This is a genomic window from Porphyromonas levii (assembly GCF_018206105.1).
In the GTDB taxonomy this organism is placed as follows: domain Bacteria; phylum Bacteroidota; class Bacteroidia; order Bacteroidales; family Porphyromonadaceae; genus Porphyromonas_A; species Porphyromonas_A levii.
The window spans coordinates 23,464-43,977 of record NZ_JADRGN010000014.1; the positions used below are offsets into that span (position 1 = coordinate 23,464).

At 48.0% G+C, this 20,514-nt stretch carries 18 protein-coding genes and 1 pseudogene; 4 read left to right on the forward strand and 15 right to left on the reverse strand.

The genetic code is table 11. From position 1 onward, the window contains the following. Positions 1-91 precede the first annotated feature (91 nt). From IX315_RS04520 to IX315_RS04535, 4 genes are all read left to right on the forward strand, one after another. Positions 92-1,213: a mannose-1-phosphate guanylyltransferase gene (locus tag IX315_RS04520; protein WP_018358236.1), complete on the forward strand. Its 1,122-nt coding sequence runs from the start codon at positions 92-94 to the stop codon at positions 1,211-1,213. 3 nt (positions 1,214-1,216) lie between these two features. Further along, entirely contained in the window at positions 1,217-1,951 is a 735-nt protein-coding gene (locus IX315_RS04525) for a JAB domain-containing protein (protein WP_018358237.1), read from the forward strand. 15 nt (positions 1,952-1,966) lie between these two features. Next, positions 1,967-2,530, forward strand: coding sequence for an FHA domain-containing protein (locus tag IX315_RS04530; protein WP_026215637.1), 564 nt, complete (start codon positions 1,967-1,969; stop codon positions 2,528-2,530). Between the two features lie 90 nt (positions 2,531-2,620). Then, the gene (locus IX315_RS04535; protein ID WP_211638809.1) at positions 2,621-5,338 is read left to right on the forward strand and encodes a TonB-dependent receptor; all 2,718 of its coding nucleotides are present in this window, start codon (positions 2,621-2,623) and stop codon (positions 5,336-5,338) included. Between the two features lie 84 nt (positions 5,339-5,422). On the opposite strand, the gene IX315_RS04540 is transcribed toward IX315_RS04535, so the two are convergent. The 15 genes and pseudogenes from IX315_RS04540 to IX315_RS04610 form a co-directional block, all read right to left on the reverse strand. Continuing rightward, the gene (locus tag IX315_RS04540) at positions 5,423-6,439 is read right to left on the reverse strand and encodes a porin family protein (RefSeq protein WP_211830245.1); all 1,017 of its coding nucleotides are present in this window, start codon (positions 6,437-6,439) and stop codon (positions 5,423-5,425) included. Positions 6,440-6,451: 12 nt separating this feature from the next. Next, positions 6,452-7,225, reverse strand: a complete 774-nt coding sequence (locus tag IX315_RS04545) for an ABC transporter permease (protein ID WP_211837221.1) — start codon at positions 7,223-7,225, stop codon at positions 6,452-6,454. Beyond that, the gene (locus IX315_RS04550) at positions 7,222-7,839 is read right to left on the reverse strand and encodes an ABC transporter ATP-binding protein (protein WP_018358242.1); all 618 of its coding nucleotides are present in this window, start codon (positions 7,837-7,839) and stop codon (positions 7,222-7,224) included. The genes IX315_RS04545 and IX315_RS04550 overlap by 4 nt, the downstream gene beginning before the upstream one ends. Then, the gene (locus tag IX315_RS04555; protein WP_018358243.1) at positions 7,826-8,734 is read right to left on the reverse strand and encodes an ABC transporter substrate-binding protein; all 909 of its coding nucleotides are present in this window, start codon (positions 8,732-8,734) and stop codon (positions 7,826-7,828) included. The genes IX315_RS04550 and IX315_RS04555 overlap by 14 nt, the downstream gene beginning before the upstream one ends. Further along, positions 8,731-9,180 (reverse strand): DUF695 domain-containing protein, encoded by a 450-nt coding sequence (locus tag IX315_RS04560; protein ID WP_018358244.1) that lies wholly within the window; start codon positions 9,178-9,180, stop codon positions 8,731-8,733. Before IX315_RS04560 ends, IX315_RS04555 begins: the two co-directional genes overlap by 4 nt. After that, the gene (locus IX315_RS04565) at positions 9,167-10,075 is read right to left on the reverse strand and encodes a hypothetical protein (protein WP_033408426.1); all 909 of its coding nucleotides are present in this window, start codon (positions 10,073-10,075) and stop codon (positions 9,167-9,169) included. Before IX315_RS04565 ends, IX315_RS04560 begins: the two co-directional genes overlap by 14 nt. Beyond that, entirely contained in the window at positions 10,072-10,776 is a 705-nt protein-coding gene (locus IX315_RS04570; protein WP_211635128.1) for an MBL fold metallo-hydrolase, read from the reverse strand. Before IX315_RS04570 ends, IX315_RS04565 begins: the two co-directional genes overlap by 4 nt. Next, positions 10,773-11,759, reverse strand: coding sequence for a ferrochelatase (gene hemH / locus IX315_RS04575; protein WP_211640495.1), 987 nt, complete (start codon positions 11,757-11,759; stop codon positions 10,773-10,775). The genes IX315_RS04570 and hemH overlap by 4 nt, the downstream gene beginning before the upstream one ends. Continuing rightward, positions 11,756-12,373, reverse strand: a complete 618-nt coding sequence (locus IX315_RS04580) for a ribonuclease H1 domain-containing protein (protein ID WP_018358248.1) — start codon at positions 12,371-12,373, stop codon at positions 11,756-11,758. The genes hemH and IX315_RS04580 overlap by 4 nt, the downstream gene beginning before the upstream one ends. After that, positions 12,374-13,030, reverse strand: a complete 657-nt coding sequence (locus IX315_RS04585) for a thiamine diphosphokinase (protein WP_018358249.1) — start codon at positions 13,028-13,030, stop codon at positions 12,374-12,376. Further along, positions 13,027-13,608, reverse strand: coding sequence for a nicotinamide riboside transporter PnuC (pnuC, locus tag IX315_RS04590; protein WP_018358250.1), 582 nt, complete (start codon positions 13,606-13,608; stop codon positions 13,027-13,029). The genes IX315_RS04585 and pnuC overlap by 4 nt, the downstream gene beginning before the upstream one ends. Before the next feature lie 63 nt (positions 13,609-13,671). After that, positions 13,672-13,815 carry a hypothetical protein gene (locus tag IX315_RS04595; protein ID WP_167657136.1) on the reverse strand — a complete coding sequence of 48 codons (144 nt, stop codon included), beginning with the start codon at positions 13,813-13,815 and terminating at the stop codon, positions 13,672-13,674. Positions 13,816-14,087: 272 nt separating this feature from the next. Further along, positions 14,088-14,390: pseudogene (locus IX315_RS04600) on the reverse strand (four helix bundle protein); the annotation flags it as partial. A gap of 263 nt (positions 14,391-14,653) precedes the next feature. Further along, entirely contained in the window at positions 14,654-17,602 is a 2,949-nt protein-coding gene (locus IX315_RS04605) for a DUF4906 domain-containing protein (RefSeq protein WP_211837223.1), read from the reverse strand. A gap of 23 nt (positions 17,603-17,625) precedes the next feature. Further along, positions 17,626-20,511: a fimbrial protein gene (locus tag IX315_RS04610; protein ID WP_211837224.1), complete on the reverse strand. Its 2,886-nt coding sequence runs from the start codon at positions 20,509-20,511 to the stop codon at positions 17,626-17,628. Positions 20,512-20,514 lie beyond the last annotated feature (3 nt).

Sequence of the window (20,514 nt, forward strand, 5' to 3'; positions counted from 1 at the left end):
AATGTAGGGATTATTGGTGATAAATGGTATCTTTGTGGGAGCGGGCAAGGGAGGTATAAGCCCCATTGGTATCCAAATTGACCTATAGAATATGATGAGTATGGCTCAGGCAGATAATCTCTATTGCGTAATATTGGCAGGCGGTGTAGGGCGTAGGTTTTGGCCCTACAGCAGGAAGAGCTATCCAAAGCAGTTTCTAGATTTTTTCAATTCAGGAAGAAGTCTATTACAGACCACTGCTCGGAGATTTGAGAAGCTATTGCCCGTAGAGCGTATCATGGTATCTACTAACGAGAGTTATAGAGATATTGTTCGAGAGCAATTGCCCTATCTTCCAGAGGAGAATATTCTCTGCGAACCGAATCCCCGTAATACAGCATGTGCAATAGCAAGTGTAGTGAGGCATATCCATGCGCTCAACCCCGATGCAGTAGTAGCCATTACGCCTTCAGACCATTTAGTGACAGACGAGATGGTATTTTGCGAGCGGGTACAGCAGGCATGGGGGGATGCGCTACAGCATGATATGATTGTGACGATAGGTATCAAGCCCACGTATCCCGAGGTAGGTTATGGCTATATCCAAGCTGAGACCGAGGAGACTACGGAGCGAGGACTGCAGGAGGGGTGCTGCCAGCCGGTAAAGACCTTTATAGAGAAGCCAAACGCCGAGATGGCTAGGGTGCTAGTGGAGAGCGGAGAGTTTTACTGGAATGCAGGTATCTTTGTAGCCAAGACGAGGGTAATCATAGAGGAGGTGAAGGCGCATGCCAAGGAGATAGCTGAGCGGCTCTATGCTAAGCCTGAGGTGTGGGGAACACCCGAGGAGTACCACTTTGTTCAGGAGACCTTCCCATATTGTCCTAATATCTCTTTCGACTATGCTGTGATGGAGAAGTCGCAACGGGTGATGATGATTACGGCAGACATGGGTTGGACTGATGTGGGCACTTGGTCTTCGACCTATAGGCTCACGGAGAAGGATGCCAATGCCAATGCCTCAGTAGGCGAGCATAAGCATATTTACAATGACAGCCAAGGCAATCTTGTGGTAACAGATACGCCAGATAAACTAGTGGTGCTACAGGGTATTCGGGATCTCCTCGTGATAGAGAAAGGAGATGTCTTACTTGTGTGCAGAAGGGGCGAGGAGAGCAAGCTCCGCCAGGTAATCCCAGAGATACGAGGTCTAGGAGATCATTATATAGACTAAGCTATGGCGGAGGAGAAGAGCTATCCACTGGATAGCGTCCGTATGACTGATATTCAGGAGTCCGAGCGTCCGAGAGAGAAGCTCTTGACAAATGGTGCTCGTTCACTCACCAAGACAGAGCTCCTAGCGATACAGATAGGCACGGGGCGAGTAGGAGTGAATGCTCTGGATATGGCTCACCAACTACTGGAGCAAGCGAATTACAACTTCTACACCCTCTATTGTATGCTGACTAGTGGTCTAGAGGTAGGGGTAAAGGGATTAGGTCCTGCGAAGATGGCTAATATTCTCTCGTGCCTCGAAATAGGCTATCGCATGAAAGCAGACAAGCAGATGGTAGAGAGCGAGGGGCAACAACTGAACAATAGTGATAAGATTTATAATTATATCTTCCCTGAACTTTGCGACCTTCCTCACGAGGAGCTTTGGCTGATATTCCTAAACCAGCAGGGGGTAACCAAGTCCAAAGTACGTATAGCGGTAGGTGGTATCACTTCTTCTACCGCCGACCTGAGGGTGATCTTGCGTACCGCACTCCGTATGGGACAGCCTGCGATAGCTTTAGTGCACAATCACCCTGGGGGTGGATTGGAGCCTAGCAGGGACGATGACCAGCTTACAGAGCGCCTATATAAGGCGTGTCGATTGATTGGGATTACACTGCTAGACCATCTGATCTTTACTGATCATGGGTACTACAGCTACTTTAATAATAGTCGTTTTGACAACTGGATTTAATTAGGTGATTATTCTATGAAATATGAAGTATCTTGCCCTTATTGCGGGGCAACGCTAGTGGGGTCTATGCCGAAGGATAGTGCGGGTAGCCTGAGGATAATTTGCGATGAATGCAAGCAGCCTGTGGTGGTGTACCAAACAGCTGCCGAAGCGCTCCAGCATCGTGAACGCGGGGTGAAGTCGGTAAGCATTGAGGGAGCACAGTTCGATAAGGAAACAACCTATCTAGAGATTATTGAGACAGAGTTTACCAAGCCTCAGAACCTGAGAATACCTGAGGGTAAAAGCCTATTTGGGCGTTTCAACCCCAAGAGTACGGCACAGCTACAAGTGCTGACTGCCGACCCTAGTATTGACCGCCAGCATGCCTATTTTATGCTGAATAAGAAGGGGAAGTTAGAGGTGATGGACAACGATAGTATGACGGGCACTTTCGTAAATGGTGGAGAGATAGGCAAAGGGGAGCGTCGACGTCTTGCTAGTGGTGATGTGCTTACCTTTGGGGCAACTACAGCTATCGTTCATCTCGCAGGAGAAGAGGCTAACGAGGATGAGGCGGACTACTTCCTAGGTCTGTAGTCCTGATACATAACACCTAAGATTAAACGAATAGACCTGTTCTTTGTCTTATTGTTGAAACGTATTTGAAAATCAAATTAGTATTAACTGATGAGGCAATGGTTATTGGTGGTAGCGAGCTTGCTCGTAAGTATAGGGGCAGCCGCACAGACCACGCATTCAATTAGTGGAAAGGTCTTAGAGAAGAAGACAGGAGAGACTGTGATAGGGGCTGCGGTACGGGTGCTAGCTGTGTCCGACTCTACTTTTGTGAAGGGCGCTTCGACGGGCACTTCAGGAAGATTTAATATCACGGGAATCAAGGATGGTAAGTATATCCTCCACGTAAGTTTTATGGGCATGCAGCCCGTCTACCGTAATTTCACAGTACACGGAGCGAATTTGACGGTACCCCAGATAGAACTGGATGAGGCAGTTACCCGATTAGCCGAAGTACAGGTGACGGCTCAGGCCAACCCTATTACCGTAAAGCAAGACACCATCCAGTTTAATGCCAGTGCCTTTAAGACCCGCAAGGGTGCCAATCTAGAGGAACTTCTTCGCCGCATCCCAGGCATGGAGGTGGACGAAGAAGGTAAGGTAAGTTACAATGGAGAGTCCATTGAGCGCATAGAAATGGATGGGCGGGACTTCTTCAGTAACGACCCCCAGATGGCTACACGTAATCTTCCCTCCGATATGATTAAGAATGTGCAGGTCGTGGATAAGAAATCGGAGGAGACCCGTCTTACCGGTATGAACGATGGGGAGAAGGTTAAGGTACTTAACCTCCAGATTAAGGAAGATAAGAAGAAGGGAGTCATAGCCAACGCTACCGCTGGCTATGGTACTAAGGATCGCTATCGGGGCAATCTGATGATGAATATCTTCAATAAGGATGCCCGATATACCGTAATCGGGGAACTAAATAACACCGATGGCGTACGGAGAGGCAGGGGCGACCGTGTCACCCGACGTATCGGTGCCAATTATGACGATGTCTTGCTCAATAAAACCCTCAAGATAACTGCCGAGGCGTCTCTGGACAGTAGGGATAATATCAATAGCGGAAGGGTGCGTACGGAGCAGCTTCTAGGTGGTGAGCAGAGCAATATAGAGAACGAACAGAACTATAGCTTCAATCGCAACCAAACGGCAGGTGCCAATAGCCGAATAGAATGGAACCCTTCTAAAAATACCATGTTAATCTTCGAGCCATCGGCAGAGTACAACTGGGGAAGGGGCAATGACAATTCAAGCTTTACCACAGTCAATAACGGCGGAGATAAGATTAACGAAGGTACTTCCGATAACTCTACTCAAAACCATGGCTATGAACTGGGTGGACGTCTCCACTTTAGTCACACTTTCAATGAGCCAGGACGTAATATATACACACAGCTCTTTACAAACTACTCCAATAATAGCGGGGATGGATACAACCGCTCCACTACTCATTTCTATAATGGGAGGGGAGATCAGATAAGGGATCAGTACAACAACAAGTGGAACAATAGCCTACGCATGGGCTCTCGTATCATGTATCTAGAGCCCTTCAGTGAGCGCTGGGCTGTCCAGCTAGGCTATCATTTGGACTATAATAAGCGGGCAAGCGACCAATCCACCTACAACAAGGATACCAGTGGTGCCTATACGCTCCTCGATACCGACTACTCCCGTGGTTCTCAGAACACCTCTCTCTCGCATCGCTTACAGGCGAGGCTCAGGTATAGCTTCGGGAAGAGCAGTATCTCGGCAGGATTCGGAGCCAATCCTACCTATACACATACCATAGCCACTCAGGGGAGAGAGGTGACGTTCGATAAGGATAGGACGGTATGGAACTTCTCCCCTAGTCTGATCATGGATATACGCCCTTCCGACTCGTTGGTGTTCAACCTATTTTACAATGGTCGTACTAGCCAACCAAGTATGGAGCAGCTCAACCCCGCTACCATCATTCTCTCCCCATTGGCACAGATTAAGGGTAACCCCGACCTACTGCCCTCTTTCTCCCACAGCGTATGGGTAAGTACCAACTTCAATAGGCGCTTAGCTCGCCAGAGCTTTAGCCTCAATGGGCAATGGAGCTACACTCAGAATGGTGTTGCCTCCAAGCAAACCATCGACCCAGCTACAGGTATGCGCAGCACCACCTACGAGAATATCGATGGCAATCAAATGCTCCGCGCCGGCTTTATGATCAATACCCCTATAGGCGGTCCTCGCTCCAAGTGGACGAGCTTCACCTTTGGGCATATAATGTACACCAAAGACAAGGGGTTCGTCAATGGCGAGCTCAATACCGCCAATGTATGGTACCCCAACCTCTCCCAGCGCATCTCTTGGAATGGCTCTTGGCTTCAAGCCTCAGTGGGAGGCTTCCTATCCGTTCAGGATGTAACAAATAGCTTCTCCACACAGCTCGATAGGCGCACTTGGGATTATAACACCTTCGGAGAAGCAATTATCTCTATCCCAGGTAACATCTCCCTCAATACCAAGCTCACCTACCAGGATGCCAAGGGGTATGACGATGGTATCAAGCGTAACTTCTGCCTATGGGATATCTCGGCTAGCTGGTCTTTCTTGAAAGAGAAGAATGCGATGATTGAACTATCAGTATACGACCTATTGCAACAGCGCACCAATTTCCAGCGCCGTATCTCGGCTAATAGTATTGTGGATAGGGAGTTCAATGGCATCACGTCTTATGTAATGCTCTCCTTCACCTACCGTTTCAATAATATGGGTGGTGGCGTATCTATGGACGGGAGTCAGAGACGTGGCAGAGGTTTTGGCTTTAACGGCGGTCGCGGACCAAGGTGAAAAAGTCTGCTCATCTAAGGGAATTGCCCCCGGCTTGTACTCCAGACAAGTCGGGGGCAATTCTGTAAGATACAGTGCGTGGAATCAAAATGCGAACTGTAACTGTGCGCGGAGTAGATGCCCCTTCTGCCCCAAGTGCATACCCTCAGTAGGTAGCGTATAAGTATAGAAAAGCTGAGCACGGCAATTGCCATAGAACCACTTATTGACACCTAGTGTAGCACTATAGAGGGCTGCATCCTTAAGGCTCATGTCTGTCTTCAGGTAATCGCCACTGAGTACAACGTCGTACCGCTTAGGCAGGTGCACAGTAGCCGTGAGGTACGCACCCATACCCGCTACGCTATTGTCCTTACCATACATATATTCAGCCATTACACTGATAGGCTCATAGTCGGCAGTCATACCAGCACTTACCCTATGGCGGGTAAAGAGGCTGCCCGCATCTATTCCCTTAGCAGCCCCCATAGCTATCTGCTTACCTCCCATGTACGAAGTGTGTAGCGCTATGCCTTGGAACGGACGCACATAGATTGAGCCAGCAAAGGTCTTGCCGAGCTTTATATCTCTGGTATTCATCCCTCTACCATTGAGCATCATCAGGCGATAGGAAACCACCCTATCCCATAGATCACCAGATAGATCAATACCTATATCACGTCCCGATGTGCCAGAATACAGAGGATCCATTCCGATACCAGCAAAGTATACAGTAGGATTAGAACCTCCTGCGGCAGTCGGATTGAGGAATGGCGCTACCTGATTCTCGTGAGCGAATGGGGTCTTGAACTGTCCCATCTTTACCTTCAACTCAGGCATAAAGGTGTATTGCATATACATATCCTTGAGCATCACATGTCCATTAAACTGGAGGGTTACAGCGACCTTCCACTTGTCCGTAATGTCTGCCATACCAAGGAGCTCTAGCCTAGGGATAAAGAATGAGCTCGTAGTATTGCCCTTTTCAGGCATCGCTAAGTCTGCGCTCATCATACCATAGCCACCGAAGGTAATCCTGTCGGCAAAGGTTTCGCGCTTCTGTGCTACTGCCGAAAGGGTAACGCATAGAGCTACAAGAGCAATCGTTATAATCCTTTTCATAGAAAAACTAAATTAATTGTTTTGGTGATAAATATTAGGCTCCCGCCATCGGCAGAGCCATAGTTCTAATATGTCTGTCAATACAAATAGGATGAAGCCCGCGATACTCAGTACCACGATGCCGCCATACATATCTAGGTAGTCGAACCTCATCCAAGCATCGATAATGAAATAGCCCATACCCTTATCGGTACCATAGGTCTCGGTAACAAACAGCACCGATATGGCGGTGCCAATAGCTACTCTGAGGGTGGAAAGGATATCGGGGAGTATGGCGGGCAAGAGCAGGTGTCGGAAGAGCTGCCACTGGCTCGCACCCAATGAGGTGGTAATCAGGTAGCTCTCCCTAGGGATATTGGCAAGGCTATCTCGGATATTCACGATGACTTGGAAGAGTATGATCAATACAATCATCGTGACCTTTCCCCCATCGCCAAGCCCAGCTATTAGCATCACAATAGGCAGAAGGGCGAGCTTGGGGATAGGATAAGCGAGATAGGTAAAGGCACTCATCATACGCCCCAACCCTTGCCACCGATGCATAACCCACGCAGTAGTGATGCCTAGGATAAGGGCTATAGGTAGACCTATAAGCAGGCGCCTAAAACTGGCACCCAAATGAGCACCCATACCGCTAGTGAGTAGCTCGGGTATGTGAGTAAAGACCCTGTGAGGTGTCGCAATCACTCGCTCACCTAGCAATAGGTAGCCTGCCAACCATATTAGGTTGATAAGCAGCGCCCCCACAATGATGCGGTAAAGTATCTTACGTCCGTCTATCCTCATGGCATGCGTTGTACCCTATCGGTGAGTGTCTCTATCTCCTGAGGGTTATGGCTCACGAGTATAGTCGTTACCCCTAGTTCTTTTTGGAAGGAGCGGAAGAATGCCCGCCCCTTTTCTGCCGTCTCTATATCCAGTGCAGAAAATGGCTCATCCATGAGCAGCAGATCGGGCGACTGTACAAAGGCTCTTGCCAATGCCACACGCTGTTTTTGCCCTCCGGAAAGCTGGCTGGGATACCTCTTGAGTAGGTGACCTACCTCTAGCTGCGCCACAATCTCAGGAAGCTTACTGGCTCTCGGACACGCTTTGCCAAAGGCTTGGGGCAGTAGGATATTCTCCCTTACGCTCTTCCATGGAAGCAGACCAAAGTGCTGGGGCACTAGTGCGATCGAATGGTGCTTGGGATTGGGGCTTTCTCCGTTAATCAGTACCTCACCCTTATAGTCTTGCAATATTCCTGAGAGAATATGGAGGAGGGTGGACTTGCCGCTGCCCGAAGCGCCAACAAGTCCAAGCACCTCCCCATCCGCCACAGAGCAGGTCAGCCCCTCTATCGCTTGGGTAATGCCTTCACGGCTTTGGTAGAAGTAAGATAAGTCCTTAATAGATACCACTGTACACCAGACCTTCTCCCTCGTACTCTACTGGCACTAGTGCTCTCGCTTTGAGCCACTCTATAGTCTCTTTTATCTCCTTCTGGCTAGGCTGCTCGGCATGCCTATAGGTAGGCAATACCACCTGGCTCACCAGCTCTGCGGGGATACCTGCATCCTCTATCAGGATTTCCTGCCACTCTTCCCGAGGATGGCTATTGATATAGTCTACAGCAAGGTTGTACGCTGTCATCAGTGCCTTGATTGCTTCACCCTTTTCGGTAAGTGCCTTTTGGCTAAAGATAGTACCCGTAACCGAAATACCTAGGTCACGAGTAGAACTGAGCGATACAAATCCCTTTGCCTTGGAGATGGTGATGAATGGGTCGGGGAATACCGAAGCATCTACCTCACCGCCTACCATCATCTCCATCCTAAGCGGAATCTTATTCACCTCGGGCTTCTCTACCTCCTCAGGACTAAGACCCGCAACCTCTAGCATCTTATCTGTAGCGTACTCGATCACCGTGTTGCGGGATACAGACACCTTCTTTCCCTTTAGCTCTGCCATAGATGCCAGAGAAGGCTGTGCCATCATCTCGAAATAGCCATCGTGCTTCACCACAAGCGCAAGAGGCAGACCAGCGGCATGCTGTATGGCTGCCCCAGTGTAGTCGGTTACGGTGCCATCAACCTGTCCGCTACGGAATGCGGCATCGCGATCATTGGCAGAGAAAAACTTCACAATCTCGAGATCCACTCCTAGACTATCGGTGTAGCCGAGCTCCTCCGCTAGTACATAGGGGATGTAGTCGAGCGAAGACATCGCCCCTACTTTTAGCACTTCGCTTTTCTTCTCCTCTCCTCCGCACGCTGCTAAGAGCAGTGCTAGGGTTACGAATAACACTTTCTTCATACTTCGTTCTCTTTATTGATAAATGGAATTACTTCACTAAAGGCTTCGCCCTCACGATCCTCTTCGGCATAAAATGCTAGAGGGAATAGAGGGAGTTCGGAGAGCGCCTCATTGAGGGTCTCCTGAAATGCAGGGAGGTTGCGGGTATAGAAGCACCAGAGACGCTCTCCCTCGCCAGTCAATTGGTAAGCGAGGAGTGCCAGATTGTTTTTCTCTAGTGCCGGGATAAGGGCTTCCTCTAGAGTGCCCATTTGCTCTGTTACATCGTCCGAAGGCATACCCGACTTATCACCTTCGTAGCTCCAGGTCATATCTACGCGGATGGGGTATTTCCCCTCTGCCAGCGCTCTCGGTAGCTCATTGCGTACCTGTAGAAACCTCATCATACGCTCGTCTCGCTCTCCTGCGAGATACACCGAGGTCATATCTTTACTAATTCGTGCCATTGTGTCTTCTATAAGCTGCCAACTCTAGCGAATTGATAACATTTTGGGTGATTATATACAGTGTGGGGAAAAAGGCTATCTCGGGATCTAAGAAGGTTATCGCTAGCCAGATGGTGAATACCGTATTCTTCTGACCAAGGGTCTGCCGACCGTTTACCACTCGTTCGCCTGTCCATGACGCGCAACGCCCACCTAGGAAGTAGAGCGCCAAGGTGGTCATCGTGGTGATGAGCATGAGTAGACCTGTGTACCTGATGGTAAGCTGTTCGCTAACGACAAAGGTATGTACAGCGCTCGACATAAGTACCATGATATTGAAAGCCCATATCCAGAAGGTCCAGCTACTTAGCTTCGCTATGCGGTCGTGTACCTTGGGCAGCGCATACCTCAAGGTCCACACAATCACGAGCGGTAGTACCAGTAGCGCCGACACTTTGCCAAAGATGGCGAGTACCATGGACCAGTAGCTGCCCCCCATATCGGGATGGACAGCTCCAATGAGTACTGGACCGATAAGGGCTATGGCAATATTGCTGACAATCATGTAAGTAGTGACGAAGGCTATATTGCCCCCCAGCATCCCCGTAATCACCGCAGCCGCTGTAGCTGTAGGTGTGAGGATAAGAGCCGACACGCCTATGGCTATCAGGCGGTCAAAAGGTTCAATCACGAAGTACGCTAAGATGCCTAGCACCCATTGGACGGCAAACATGATGCCATGGGTGTACTTCAGCCTTATCTCGCTCGGCTTTATCTTGGTATACGAGAGAAAAAGCATCAGGAAGAGAGTATAGGTACAGAGGGGTGCCAACTGCCAGAGCCAAGGGTAGAAGATAGCGCCTAGTACCATCGCCCAAAATAGGGCATAATCTTTGATCAACTTCGTTAGTTTCATACCAATACGCTAGCCACCGAGGTCTGTGGTAATAATAAGGTAATACCATGTGCTCTGCAGAGGGCTTCTAGTTCTTCGGGGTCTAGTGTCCCATTGAGGTGCATGGGCGCTAAGTACTTCACGGTCACGACTGCGAGAAGCTCGCGAAGCCCCTTTAGATAATCTCTACCCAAGCGAAGGTCGGTAGGGAACATCAGTAGGTCGAGTGCCTCAATGGAGGTAGTCAACCGCCGTAGCTCTCGCTGCCACTGTGCTTCATAGAGCTCTACGTACTCTTCATCTGCCTCTTCATTCCAGTGCCAGTTATTGAGGTCTCCTGCATGGAAGAGCTGTAGCCCATGCACCTCTACATAGAAGCTACCACCACAGTCGGTGCTCCCCAGTGCTTTCACCCGAACCACACCATCGGTCCACTCTTCTTCGGTCTCTAGGAATACCACCTCTTCACGTGCCACGACCTCTTCTAGCTCTCTGTGGAAAATATACTGCACACCACCCCTATGTTGGGCGAACTGAGGACTAAATAGGACAGGGGAGTAATGATCGCCATGGGAGTGCGTAGCCATAATATAGAGGCGTTTCTCACTGTATTGAGCAAGGAGGGAAGCCACCTCGCCCTTGCCATAATAATCCCATAGGATCATGGCATCGGTGCCGACCCACAGGTAACTGCTGTGGTGTATAAAATAAAGCTGACTCATGGTGCTATCCATCTTTCTACATCTGTGGTGGAATGATTGATCAAGTCTACAATGGCTCTTGCCATAGTATGCGAAGCGTTGGGGCATGGGACTAAGGTAAACTGGTCGCCTGCCCACATTGCTTTTAGGTGTATACCGATCTCCCAAGTAGTCTCTAGTCCATCGCAGACGAAGGAGGGGCATACCACAGCCACTTTCTTATGTCCTTCACTGGGCAGATGCGCCAAACGCTCTTCTAGGGTTGGCGATAACCATTTAGTACTTCCGAAGCGAGACTGATACGCTACCTCGTGGGTGAGCTGGAGCGACTTCACCCAAGGGTGCGCCATCAGCAGGCGTGTAGTCTCGTGGCACTGTCGCTCATAGTCTTTCTCTATATTCCCTAGATAGGGCTTTGCCTGAGCTAGTGGGATGCCGTGGTAGGAAAATACCAAGTGAAAGCCCATCGGTACGGATTGGGACACTTGTTCGGCTAGAGCCTCTATATATATAGGGTGATGGTAATAGGGTGCTACGGACCTAAGGGCAAACGTGTACGCTCCCTGCTGCCACACCTCCATGGCATGGGCAATAGCACTCTCGTAGCTACTCCTCGCATAGTGCGGGAAGAGCGGTACCAATACCACCTCTTCGCACCCACGTTGGGCAGCCTTATCAAGGGTGCGCTTTAGCGAACCCTTTTGGTATCTCATGGCTGTAAAGGTAGGCACTCCGCTGATGCGTTGAACCTCTCGAACGAGTTCGACCGATCTGAGCACAAGCGGTGCTCCCTCTTCTTCCCAGATGAGTGCATACTTATCCCGTGTCTTGGGTGCCCTACGAGGCACTATAATGCCCTTCACGAGTAAGATTCTAAGTACAGAAGGGAGGTTGATGATCCGCTTATCTGTGAGGAACGCCTCTAGGAAGGCACGCACATCACTGAGCGCCAAACTCTCTGGCGAACCCGTATTAATTAGTATGATAGCTCTTTTCATCATCATTTTCTACCATAGTCTGCAGGTATCTCGCCCCACTCTTTGGTCTCCCACTTCCTAATAGAGTAGACCGAGAGGTCGTTCTCATCCAACCATTGTTTAGCGCGTTGGAGCACCTGATAGAGTTCCAAGGTCTGTTGCTCAAAAGGAAGGGTTGTCTTATAATGGTGCTTCCGCACCCACGACTGTGCGGTCATACTATCGGTATAGATGGGCACATAATAGTTGTGCTGTTTCATCCAAGCCATGGCATGGACAATGGCGAGGAATTCGCCTATATTATTTGTCCCTACTGGGTACACCTTGCTACTGAAGACAATATCGCCCGTCTCTACCCATACCCCACGGTATTCCATAGGACCAGGGTTCCCCGTAGTAGAGGCATCCACCGCTATAGCACTCTGGTCTATCGTACTGCTGCGCGAAACTATTTCTGGCTCGCCCTCCCCTCGTGCTGCTTCGGGATGCTCAAAGAGCTCCTCTGCCTCGGCTCTTGTGATTCCCTTAAAACTCTTGTACTTAGGACGACTGTAGTGCATCACCTGAGCCTTACACTCTGCCCAAGTATCATAAATACCTGGTTGGTGCCCCTCCCATACAATATAGTATTTCTGCGCCATTTAGTTTCTCTTCTCCGTGGATACAAAAAATAGTGCAACTCCTTCGCTCCATAGCTCTACCCTGGACTGGGTCACTTGGTTGAGCGTCGCTTGCCAGAGTGCGGTAAACACTCGGTGCTCAAAAGGATAGGCCACGCCTCGTGCACTCATCGGCTTGGGCTCCACAGCAAAGAGAGAGAGCTCTCGCCCCATCTCGGTCTCTAGTACCACTGTCCCGCAGAAGGGCATCATAATACCGAACGGACTGTAGAGGCGCACCTCCGCACCGCTCTTATAATAGTCGGGCAGCAAAAAGATATTCCCTAGGGTATGATCCTCGCGCCTACCGGTTGCCCCTACAATAGCAATCTCGTGCCACCCTTGCGCAAGGGCATAGGTCACTGCCTTGGTAAGATCGTTGGTTTCTTGCTCTTCTACTTTCGTAAAAGGCGCACCTATCCGCTCCAAGTCGGCAGGGTTCACCGAGTCACCATCCCCTATCACCATGTCGGGACAGCGGTCGGAGAGTTCTAGATAGCGCTCTAGTGCCCCATCGCAAACCACAATATGCTGAGCCACTTCGATAAGGCGAAGGGTCTCGGCATCCTCATAAAGGTCACCGTGGGCGACCACTAGCGCAGTAGGAATATAGGGGAGACAAAAGTTGATGGTCTTCATGACTGTATGTGCATCATGCGTCGCCAATTAAAGTAACCAGCAATGGCGATAGCAGTGTAGAGGGTAAAGAAAATACCTGAGATAGTGAAGCCTTGGACAAAGTAGAGGCAACTATAAATAACATTGGAGAGGATCCAGCAGTACCAGTTCTCCATATACTTCTTAGCGAGCAACCACATGCCCACGAAGCTTACCGAAGTAGCGATACCATCCCAGTAAGGGAAAGGACTCTGCATAAACCTATCGTAGGCAGGGGCAAGCAGCAGCGCAAGTGCTACAGCAATAGCCACCACCCACAAAAGCGTCCGCTTACCGATAAAGGAGATAGGGCGCTCGGCATCAGTAGTCCCCTCTTTTTTGTGTTTGAGCCACTCCCTCCAACCCCAGACACAAGCGATGATATAATAGATATTGACCAAAACATTACCGTACACCTCACTGTGCCACGAGATGTATATCCAGAAAAGCGGTAGCACAATGCCCACAGGCCATAGCCACACACTCGCCTTCAGCTCCAACCAGACGTATATCAGCCCTATAGTAGCAGCGGCTATCTCTATTACTTGCATCCAATCCATTGCGAATAGTCTATCACTTATAGCCCACAAAGTTACCATTTTTTTGCAGAGCCACCGCCCTCCCTAGCCATCAGTAGTAGCCCGGTGGTGCCGCGCAGCCGACATCTGCTCCCTCATCCCGCCTTCCTTCAAAAACTGCTCCTTCTGTCGCTCAATCAGATAGCTTCCTGATGGATCAGCGTAATCGCTAGGTCGCCATCTCCTCATCACCAAGGAGCGGCAGCAGCTATCCCTGCTCCTGCTCCACCCTTTTACTACGAGCATAGGCACGTAGATGATTGTATGAGAATGTTGCACGAAGTGCCATTCTCGCCAATTTGCAAGCAAATCGGCTGAGACGTTGCACGGTGGTGAAATACAAGGCACTGAGACTGAGGCTGACGGAAGCGTACTCACGTACGTGACCGAAGCCGAATGTCGAAAGTAACGCAGTAGTTCGCCACCGTGCAACAGTCTCTATATCGTGGATGCTCCAATCCCCATTGCTCCAAACCACGCACCCTGAGGTAATCCTCATAATCGATGAGCAACTCCTCCAAACTCGCCTTAGCTACATTGGTGAGCTTAATCTCGGTCTCCCGAGAAGTAGTAGCCGCCTCGCTCCCCTCCGCTATATTCTGCTTACCTGAGCGTGCAGCCTGCACCATCTGATCCACCGCACGATCGCCCCGATTCAAGCAACGCTCTGTGAAGTGAAAGGTGAGGTCGTAAATCATCTCCGACACCTTGAAAGCACGAAGCTGGCGATACCCCCCTCTAATAGGTAAAAAATCCTCCATCATAACTCCCCAAAGCTACTCATAATCCCACAAAAAGCCTACAAAAAGATCACCTTTCTTCATCGTGGCATTGTTTCCTTATCTCTGACTCCTCAGACGAGACTGTTGCACGAAGTGCCATTCTCCAGACCTCTCGGACGCCTCCGAGGAGTCAGAGGAGTCAGAGCCGTCCGAGACGTCCGAGAAAAAGGGAGCCTAGATACTAAATAAAAGAGATGCTGCACAAATAAAGTACAGCATCTCTCATCATATCTATTTCAGAATCCTTACTTATCCTTATCCCTGATACAGCGAACTGAATATCCAAAGAAACCATCATTTTGCTGCATATCAGCTCTTGTCTCTGAATATCCTAGATAGAAAGGATTGATCCCATCTGGAATACCATTTGTATAATACCTACCTTCTTTACCTCTATTGGTTAAGACCCCAGCGTTACTGACAAGAGTACTCTCACGGTAACCTGAGAATGGGAACCAACAACTCACTTTATCAGCGTTGTAGAAGAATAACCCATTATTCAAATCATCAGGATTACGAGGTCCACTGATGTCCTCAAAACCACTATAATACTTACGAACACCTTTATTAAGATAAGTACTTAGATTGCGCAATTCTAGGTAAGATGGGGTACGCCATCCAGTAGGACATGGATCCGTTAATCCTTTCTTAGAATTATCGATCAATATATCATCAGATACTTTATAGTTGATATTCCAGCATGTCTTTTCAAGATTATATTTATCATTCTTCCTCATCATCATAGGAGTTGACTGTCCCCACGCGAAGTACCCATCATCATTCTGAGTAATATTGTAACTGTATGGGTCGTAAAGATGCCCTTTAGTAGCATCATACCCCTTTATCAGCCCAGTCACTGCAATACCAGGAGTAGGAGATCGATGATCGCCATAGCAAGCTGTCATTGCTCCGTCAAAGGCAATAGGTACAGCAGCTGGATATAATATCTCGTCCAATCTTGAAGAAGTAGCAGTTAAATAGGCTCTATAACCAATTGGAATGGCATTATAATAAAATCCTTTTCTAAACCTAGAAGATTTGAGATTTCTATCCATCCAGATATCATTGCCAATCTGCACATACCCTCCTTGGTACACCATGATTCTCTGATGCATCTGGTCTCCCAAGATATCCACATACCCTTCACGAGCCTTTTTCAAGCCACCAATATCCGTACCATTTCCAGTATTGACTGGAACCTCAACAGTAAATGAGGTGTTGTAGCTACCCCCCACAAACGTTGGTTGTGATACTTTAATCCATGGATGCGAAGCCTGTACTTTCCACTTCTGCGTACTCTGTACATTGACCGTGTAGATGTAGGCCATATCTTGATTTAGTGGGGTTTCGATTACCCTCGTCGTTCTGTTTAGATCAGCATATTTTTGGGATGTTGAAGGATACTCAATCTGATAACTCAGGTCCAAACCCGAAATCACACGAATCACCTTTCTATACGCAGGAGAATTGGGCAAAGGATCGGTCTCCAACACCACAAAGGCCTCTCTGTAGAAGATATCGCTAGGTAGTTGATCCACCTCGATCCTAAGAGCTCCCGGTCCTTCCTGAAATACACCAATATTGGGTGAAACCGTTACCCAAGAAGCATCACCAGTAGAACTAAGCACCTCCTTCACCTGCCAAGGGGTTAAGGGCCAGTTCGTGGAAACATTTGTTCGGAAAACGTCTTTCTGACGACCATTGGATGTAAATAAATCTTGCCCTGTATCGATATGGTCATAAAACGCATCAAGATTCAATTGCTCAACCGCCACACCCAATTTCAGATTTGGACGACCCTCTACCCATATTGATAGAGTAGCATATCTATTGTCCGGCAGCACAATATTTCCATCAGGACCTTCCCAATTACGGAGATCATAAAAGTCGAATAGCAAAAATTGCTTCGATTCATCCACAGGAGTAGCAGGATCATCGGCTTCTCTCTCCACAAAAAGCCATTTATAATCGGTCTGTTCCCCAAAGTCCGGATGGGTAAAGGTTGGAAGCACATCACCCTCCAAACCATAATTCCACACACCACCAGGCACGTTAGTATAAACCTCTAAAAAATCTGTTCCTGGTACTGCGGCAGGAATAATTTTATCAACGCCATTGACTGTTCCTGTTTCATCTTTGGTGGATTCATAGTTGTGAGAGATTTTAGTTTTCGATACTCCTAAGAAATACTCCCCATCAAACACCATGTACTCTGATGTTATATCTTTATCTAGTCGGGTAGCAATCCCCAACACCATGTTTGCAGGCTTATTTTGCATGGCATCATCAATCGTAGCATAGCCATAGCCCGAAACGCTTTCGATGGTGATTTGATAGCGGGTATTACGTCTCACCCATTGACGTCCTCTAAAATCCCTAATATCTATTCGGTAATAGCCTTCCTGTCCATTATAAGTACCATGAACCACCAAGCTCACATTATTGATAAATTTCTGAGCATCCGAATTGAAAGATTCGTAACAATAGAGTGCATTCAGGATCTGATTGCCAGATGCTGCCACCTCTGTGGTGTAATTACCCCTACTGAGTGAAGGAGGCAATATAGGCCATTCATCCTTACCACTCTTGGATATGTGAGGCATCAGGTAAGCCGATTGTGCGACTTGATAGAGAGCAGCCCCCGTAAGCGTAAAGTCAGGAGCAGTACTGATCAGATCAATCTTAGCCACTAATCGTTCGAGACGAATAGGCACTTTCTCAGTTGCTGAGATGGAGATATTTGCGATCTCCCCTGTCATAATAAACGGAGCGGCAGGCTGGTTTGGGGCAGAAACGACGAGTGCGTCTAATTCCGCTTTACTATACACCTTACCCAGGGTCAATAACCCATCAGGTGCATTTGCGATCGCATAGAAGCTATAGGTCCCTGCATCCAGAGTAATTCTCGATGAGAAAAGACCTGCTGTAATTGGATTTGCCTTAAAGTCAAAATCAAATCGTTGGGACGTAGCACCACCTACCGCAAATAGCGTCAGGCTTTGCAATTGAGCCTCCTCAGGCAAATCCCCGTGCTCGACTGCACGAGTAGGAGCTGCCAACTCAGACACACTAAATTCCACATCCACGTTTATCTCACCCTCATTGACGCATGACGATCTTTGCTCCAAGACACAACTGCCTAGAAAGAGCACAGATAGGAGGAATGAAACCAATAAACCTATTCTATATTTCATATTCGATAACTTTTTTATCTCCATCATTTTACCTTAACACAACGCACCGAGCTAGCTGCTCCTCGGTTATCAGGGTAGATAAAAGCACTATTGTGAGTAAAGTGGAAATGCCTTATTTGATCTTGATCATAGTATTGGTCGGCGGCTTTATATTGACCATATACACCAGGGAAGACAACGTCTACACCATTGATAATCCTACTCCCTGCAGCAGGTAAATACCAATCAACCGCCCCTCCATTGGTACCTTCCACAGGGGCTACGGTAATGTACCTTCCAGCATTGTGCACCACCATCTCTCCATTTTTTGCCGAAATGAGTGGATTGAGAGAGACATCCAGAGGCTTCCCATAATAGTACCCACCATTCACTAGATCAATGATAGGATTCCACTGAGCTAACCAAGGCACTTGCCATCCAGGAGGGCAAGGATTGTAAGTGGTATAAGATGGGTCCCAATGAGATTTTGTAACGTCCAATACTGGAAATTGCTTATATCCACCATATCCAACCCTTCCGAAATATGTACCATAACCACTTTGTGGAGCTCCCGACATAAAATAGCCATCATCACCGTAATCATAAGTATTGATCCTGGGCATGGTAGTATTATTGCGTGCATAGGCGCCATAGTGGTCGGTAGAGAGGCCTACTGGTATCGCGTAAGGATAAAGCATGGGGTAGTAATAGTCATAACCATCAGTATCTTCCCCAGTATTCCAATACTCACGTGAATACCAATAACCTGTTTTAAGATTCCTATCCAACCAAATATCCTCACCGATCTTGACATATCCTCCTTGGTAGACGACAATCTCAGTTGTTCTAAACACCACCTCTTCAGCACCTGTCCCTTGATAACAGACGATATTTACGACCGCTTGTCGAGCAGGAGGATAACCTCCCACTATGGGTTCAGCATCATTAGGCTGTACGACCACCTTAAAGGAGCTCGTTTCGTCCAAGTAATGACCTGCTGTGTGCTGGTGCTCAGGAGGCGTGGTGGCGTCAAATGTCACCCATGACTCAGCTTCCTTGGGTTGTATCTCTGCCCTCCATGAGGTGTTACTGGTTACAGCCACATCGTAAGTTAGTGGATTCGTTTCAAATAATGGCGTCTCGATCACATATTTCGCACGCTTCATTTCATCAGAGACTGACGCTGGGTAGGTAATATTGTACTTCAGATTAAAATCTTGAAAAATATAGATCTCCTGAAAGTATCTCTTACCGCCCTCTCCCGAAGCAACGAGCACCCTCGCCACCCGAGGTTTTCGCTCCACACCATTAGCCAGTTTATTGGTACGAATCGTAATCTTACCATCCCCAATAGATCGTTTTAGACTTTCATTAAAACGCACTCCAGCCTCATCTGATGTAGTAAAAGTGGTAATTACACCATTCTTATCAGCAATGGAGGCAATAATGGGATTATCAACATCATCAAAATATTCTTCCACAATCCACTCCTGACGAGACAAAGGCAACGTGATCGTGGAAACATACTCCGATTCGTCTGTACTAGAGTCATAAAAGACATCTGGAGTCAGCTTGAAATTAGGGGTATAAGGGAGATAGTAATTAAAATTCACTTGATCAATTTCTCCCAATACCTTTAGGTCATCTGTATGGATGCCAGTAGCACTGACATAAAAGCCAGCACTCCGCATCTCTTCTTTTTCGAGATTCTCAAAAACACCTACATTAAGCAGATATCTTCTTATGCCATTGACTTCATCTAAGAAAGCCTCCTTTACGGCACACCAGCCCGCTACTGAATTCGTGAACGTTCTATTCCCTTCCAAATCAATAGCCATCTCTCCAGGAGGGGTGATAGCGATTCCAGGAGCATTGGTAACCACCTCTACGCTCTCAGATTGCTGTGCATAGTCAAAGAAGAAAGACCTCTTTTCCAATTTAAGGAAATAATTACCGAAGAAACTAACGCTGGATTCATTCTTATTGTCCCAGTCTGATACCGTGTACACCACTTTCTTATCAGCTGTAGCAGCTTTGGCCTCCTCCAATGTAGCATATCCCAGGTCGGTAACCTTTGTGATCATCACCCTGTAGATGTGATTCTTCTCAAGCACTTGCTGGCCATTGACTACATTCACATCAGTACGATAGTATGCAGACTGACCATTCGCCATCTTCCCCTTGAAGATGATAAAGGTGGCAGGATTTGTTTCACTAACGGTTACATTGCGAGGATGAGTATAAGCTCTTGCAGAAGTACCCGTCAATTGGATTTCACCCGACAGTGAACTCATGAACCCTGCTACAGTAGAGGGGTCGGCATACACGTATCCATTCTGCTCGATATTATATATCCAAAAGCCCTCCTCCAATGTGAACGTAGGATCCACATTTTGTATGTCAATCGCAGCACAATTCCTCTCCATTGGCACGTGCACAATATCATTGTCCGACTGTACCGTCGCAGTGACTTCTCCATACATGACAAATGGAGAAGCTGGCATGCCATTGACCGGCAGCTCACGCAAAGCATCTATATTACTTGGAGATGCAGGTGCCGTGCCAATACGCATATTGGCAAGCGCGACAAACGTATATTCCACATTCTGATTAACAGATGCCTTGACGTCAAATGTGTATGTATTGACCGCTTTAATAGCTGCTTTAGCAAAGGTTTGATGGCTCACAAATTCACCCGTAGACTTATTGAAAATGTATAAATCCACGTGGTCAATAAGGTCTTCAGCTTCAGTTCCCACCTCGGTAGCTCTCAGCACCACCTCATTGCCCTTTAGCGAAAATTGTATGGAGACATTAGCTTCATCTCCTTCTGGCATGCCATACCTCGACCCTGGTCTACACGAAGACATAAAGAATGCCGACAGCAATCCTATCCAGAAAAGGTATATATTTTTTTTGCTTATATTCATATC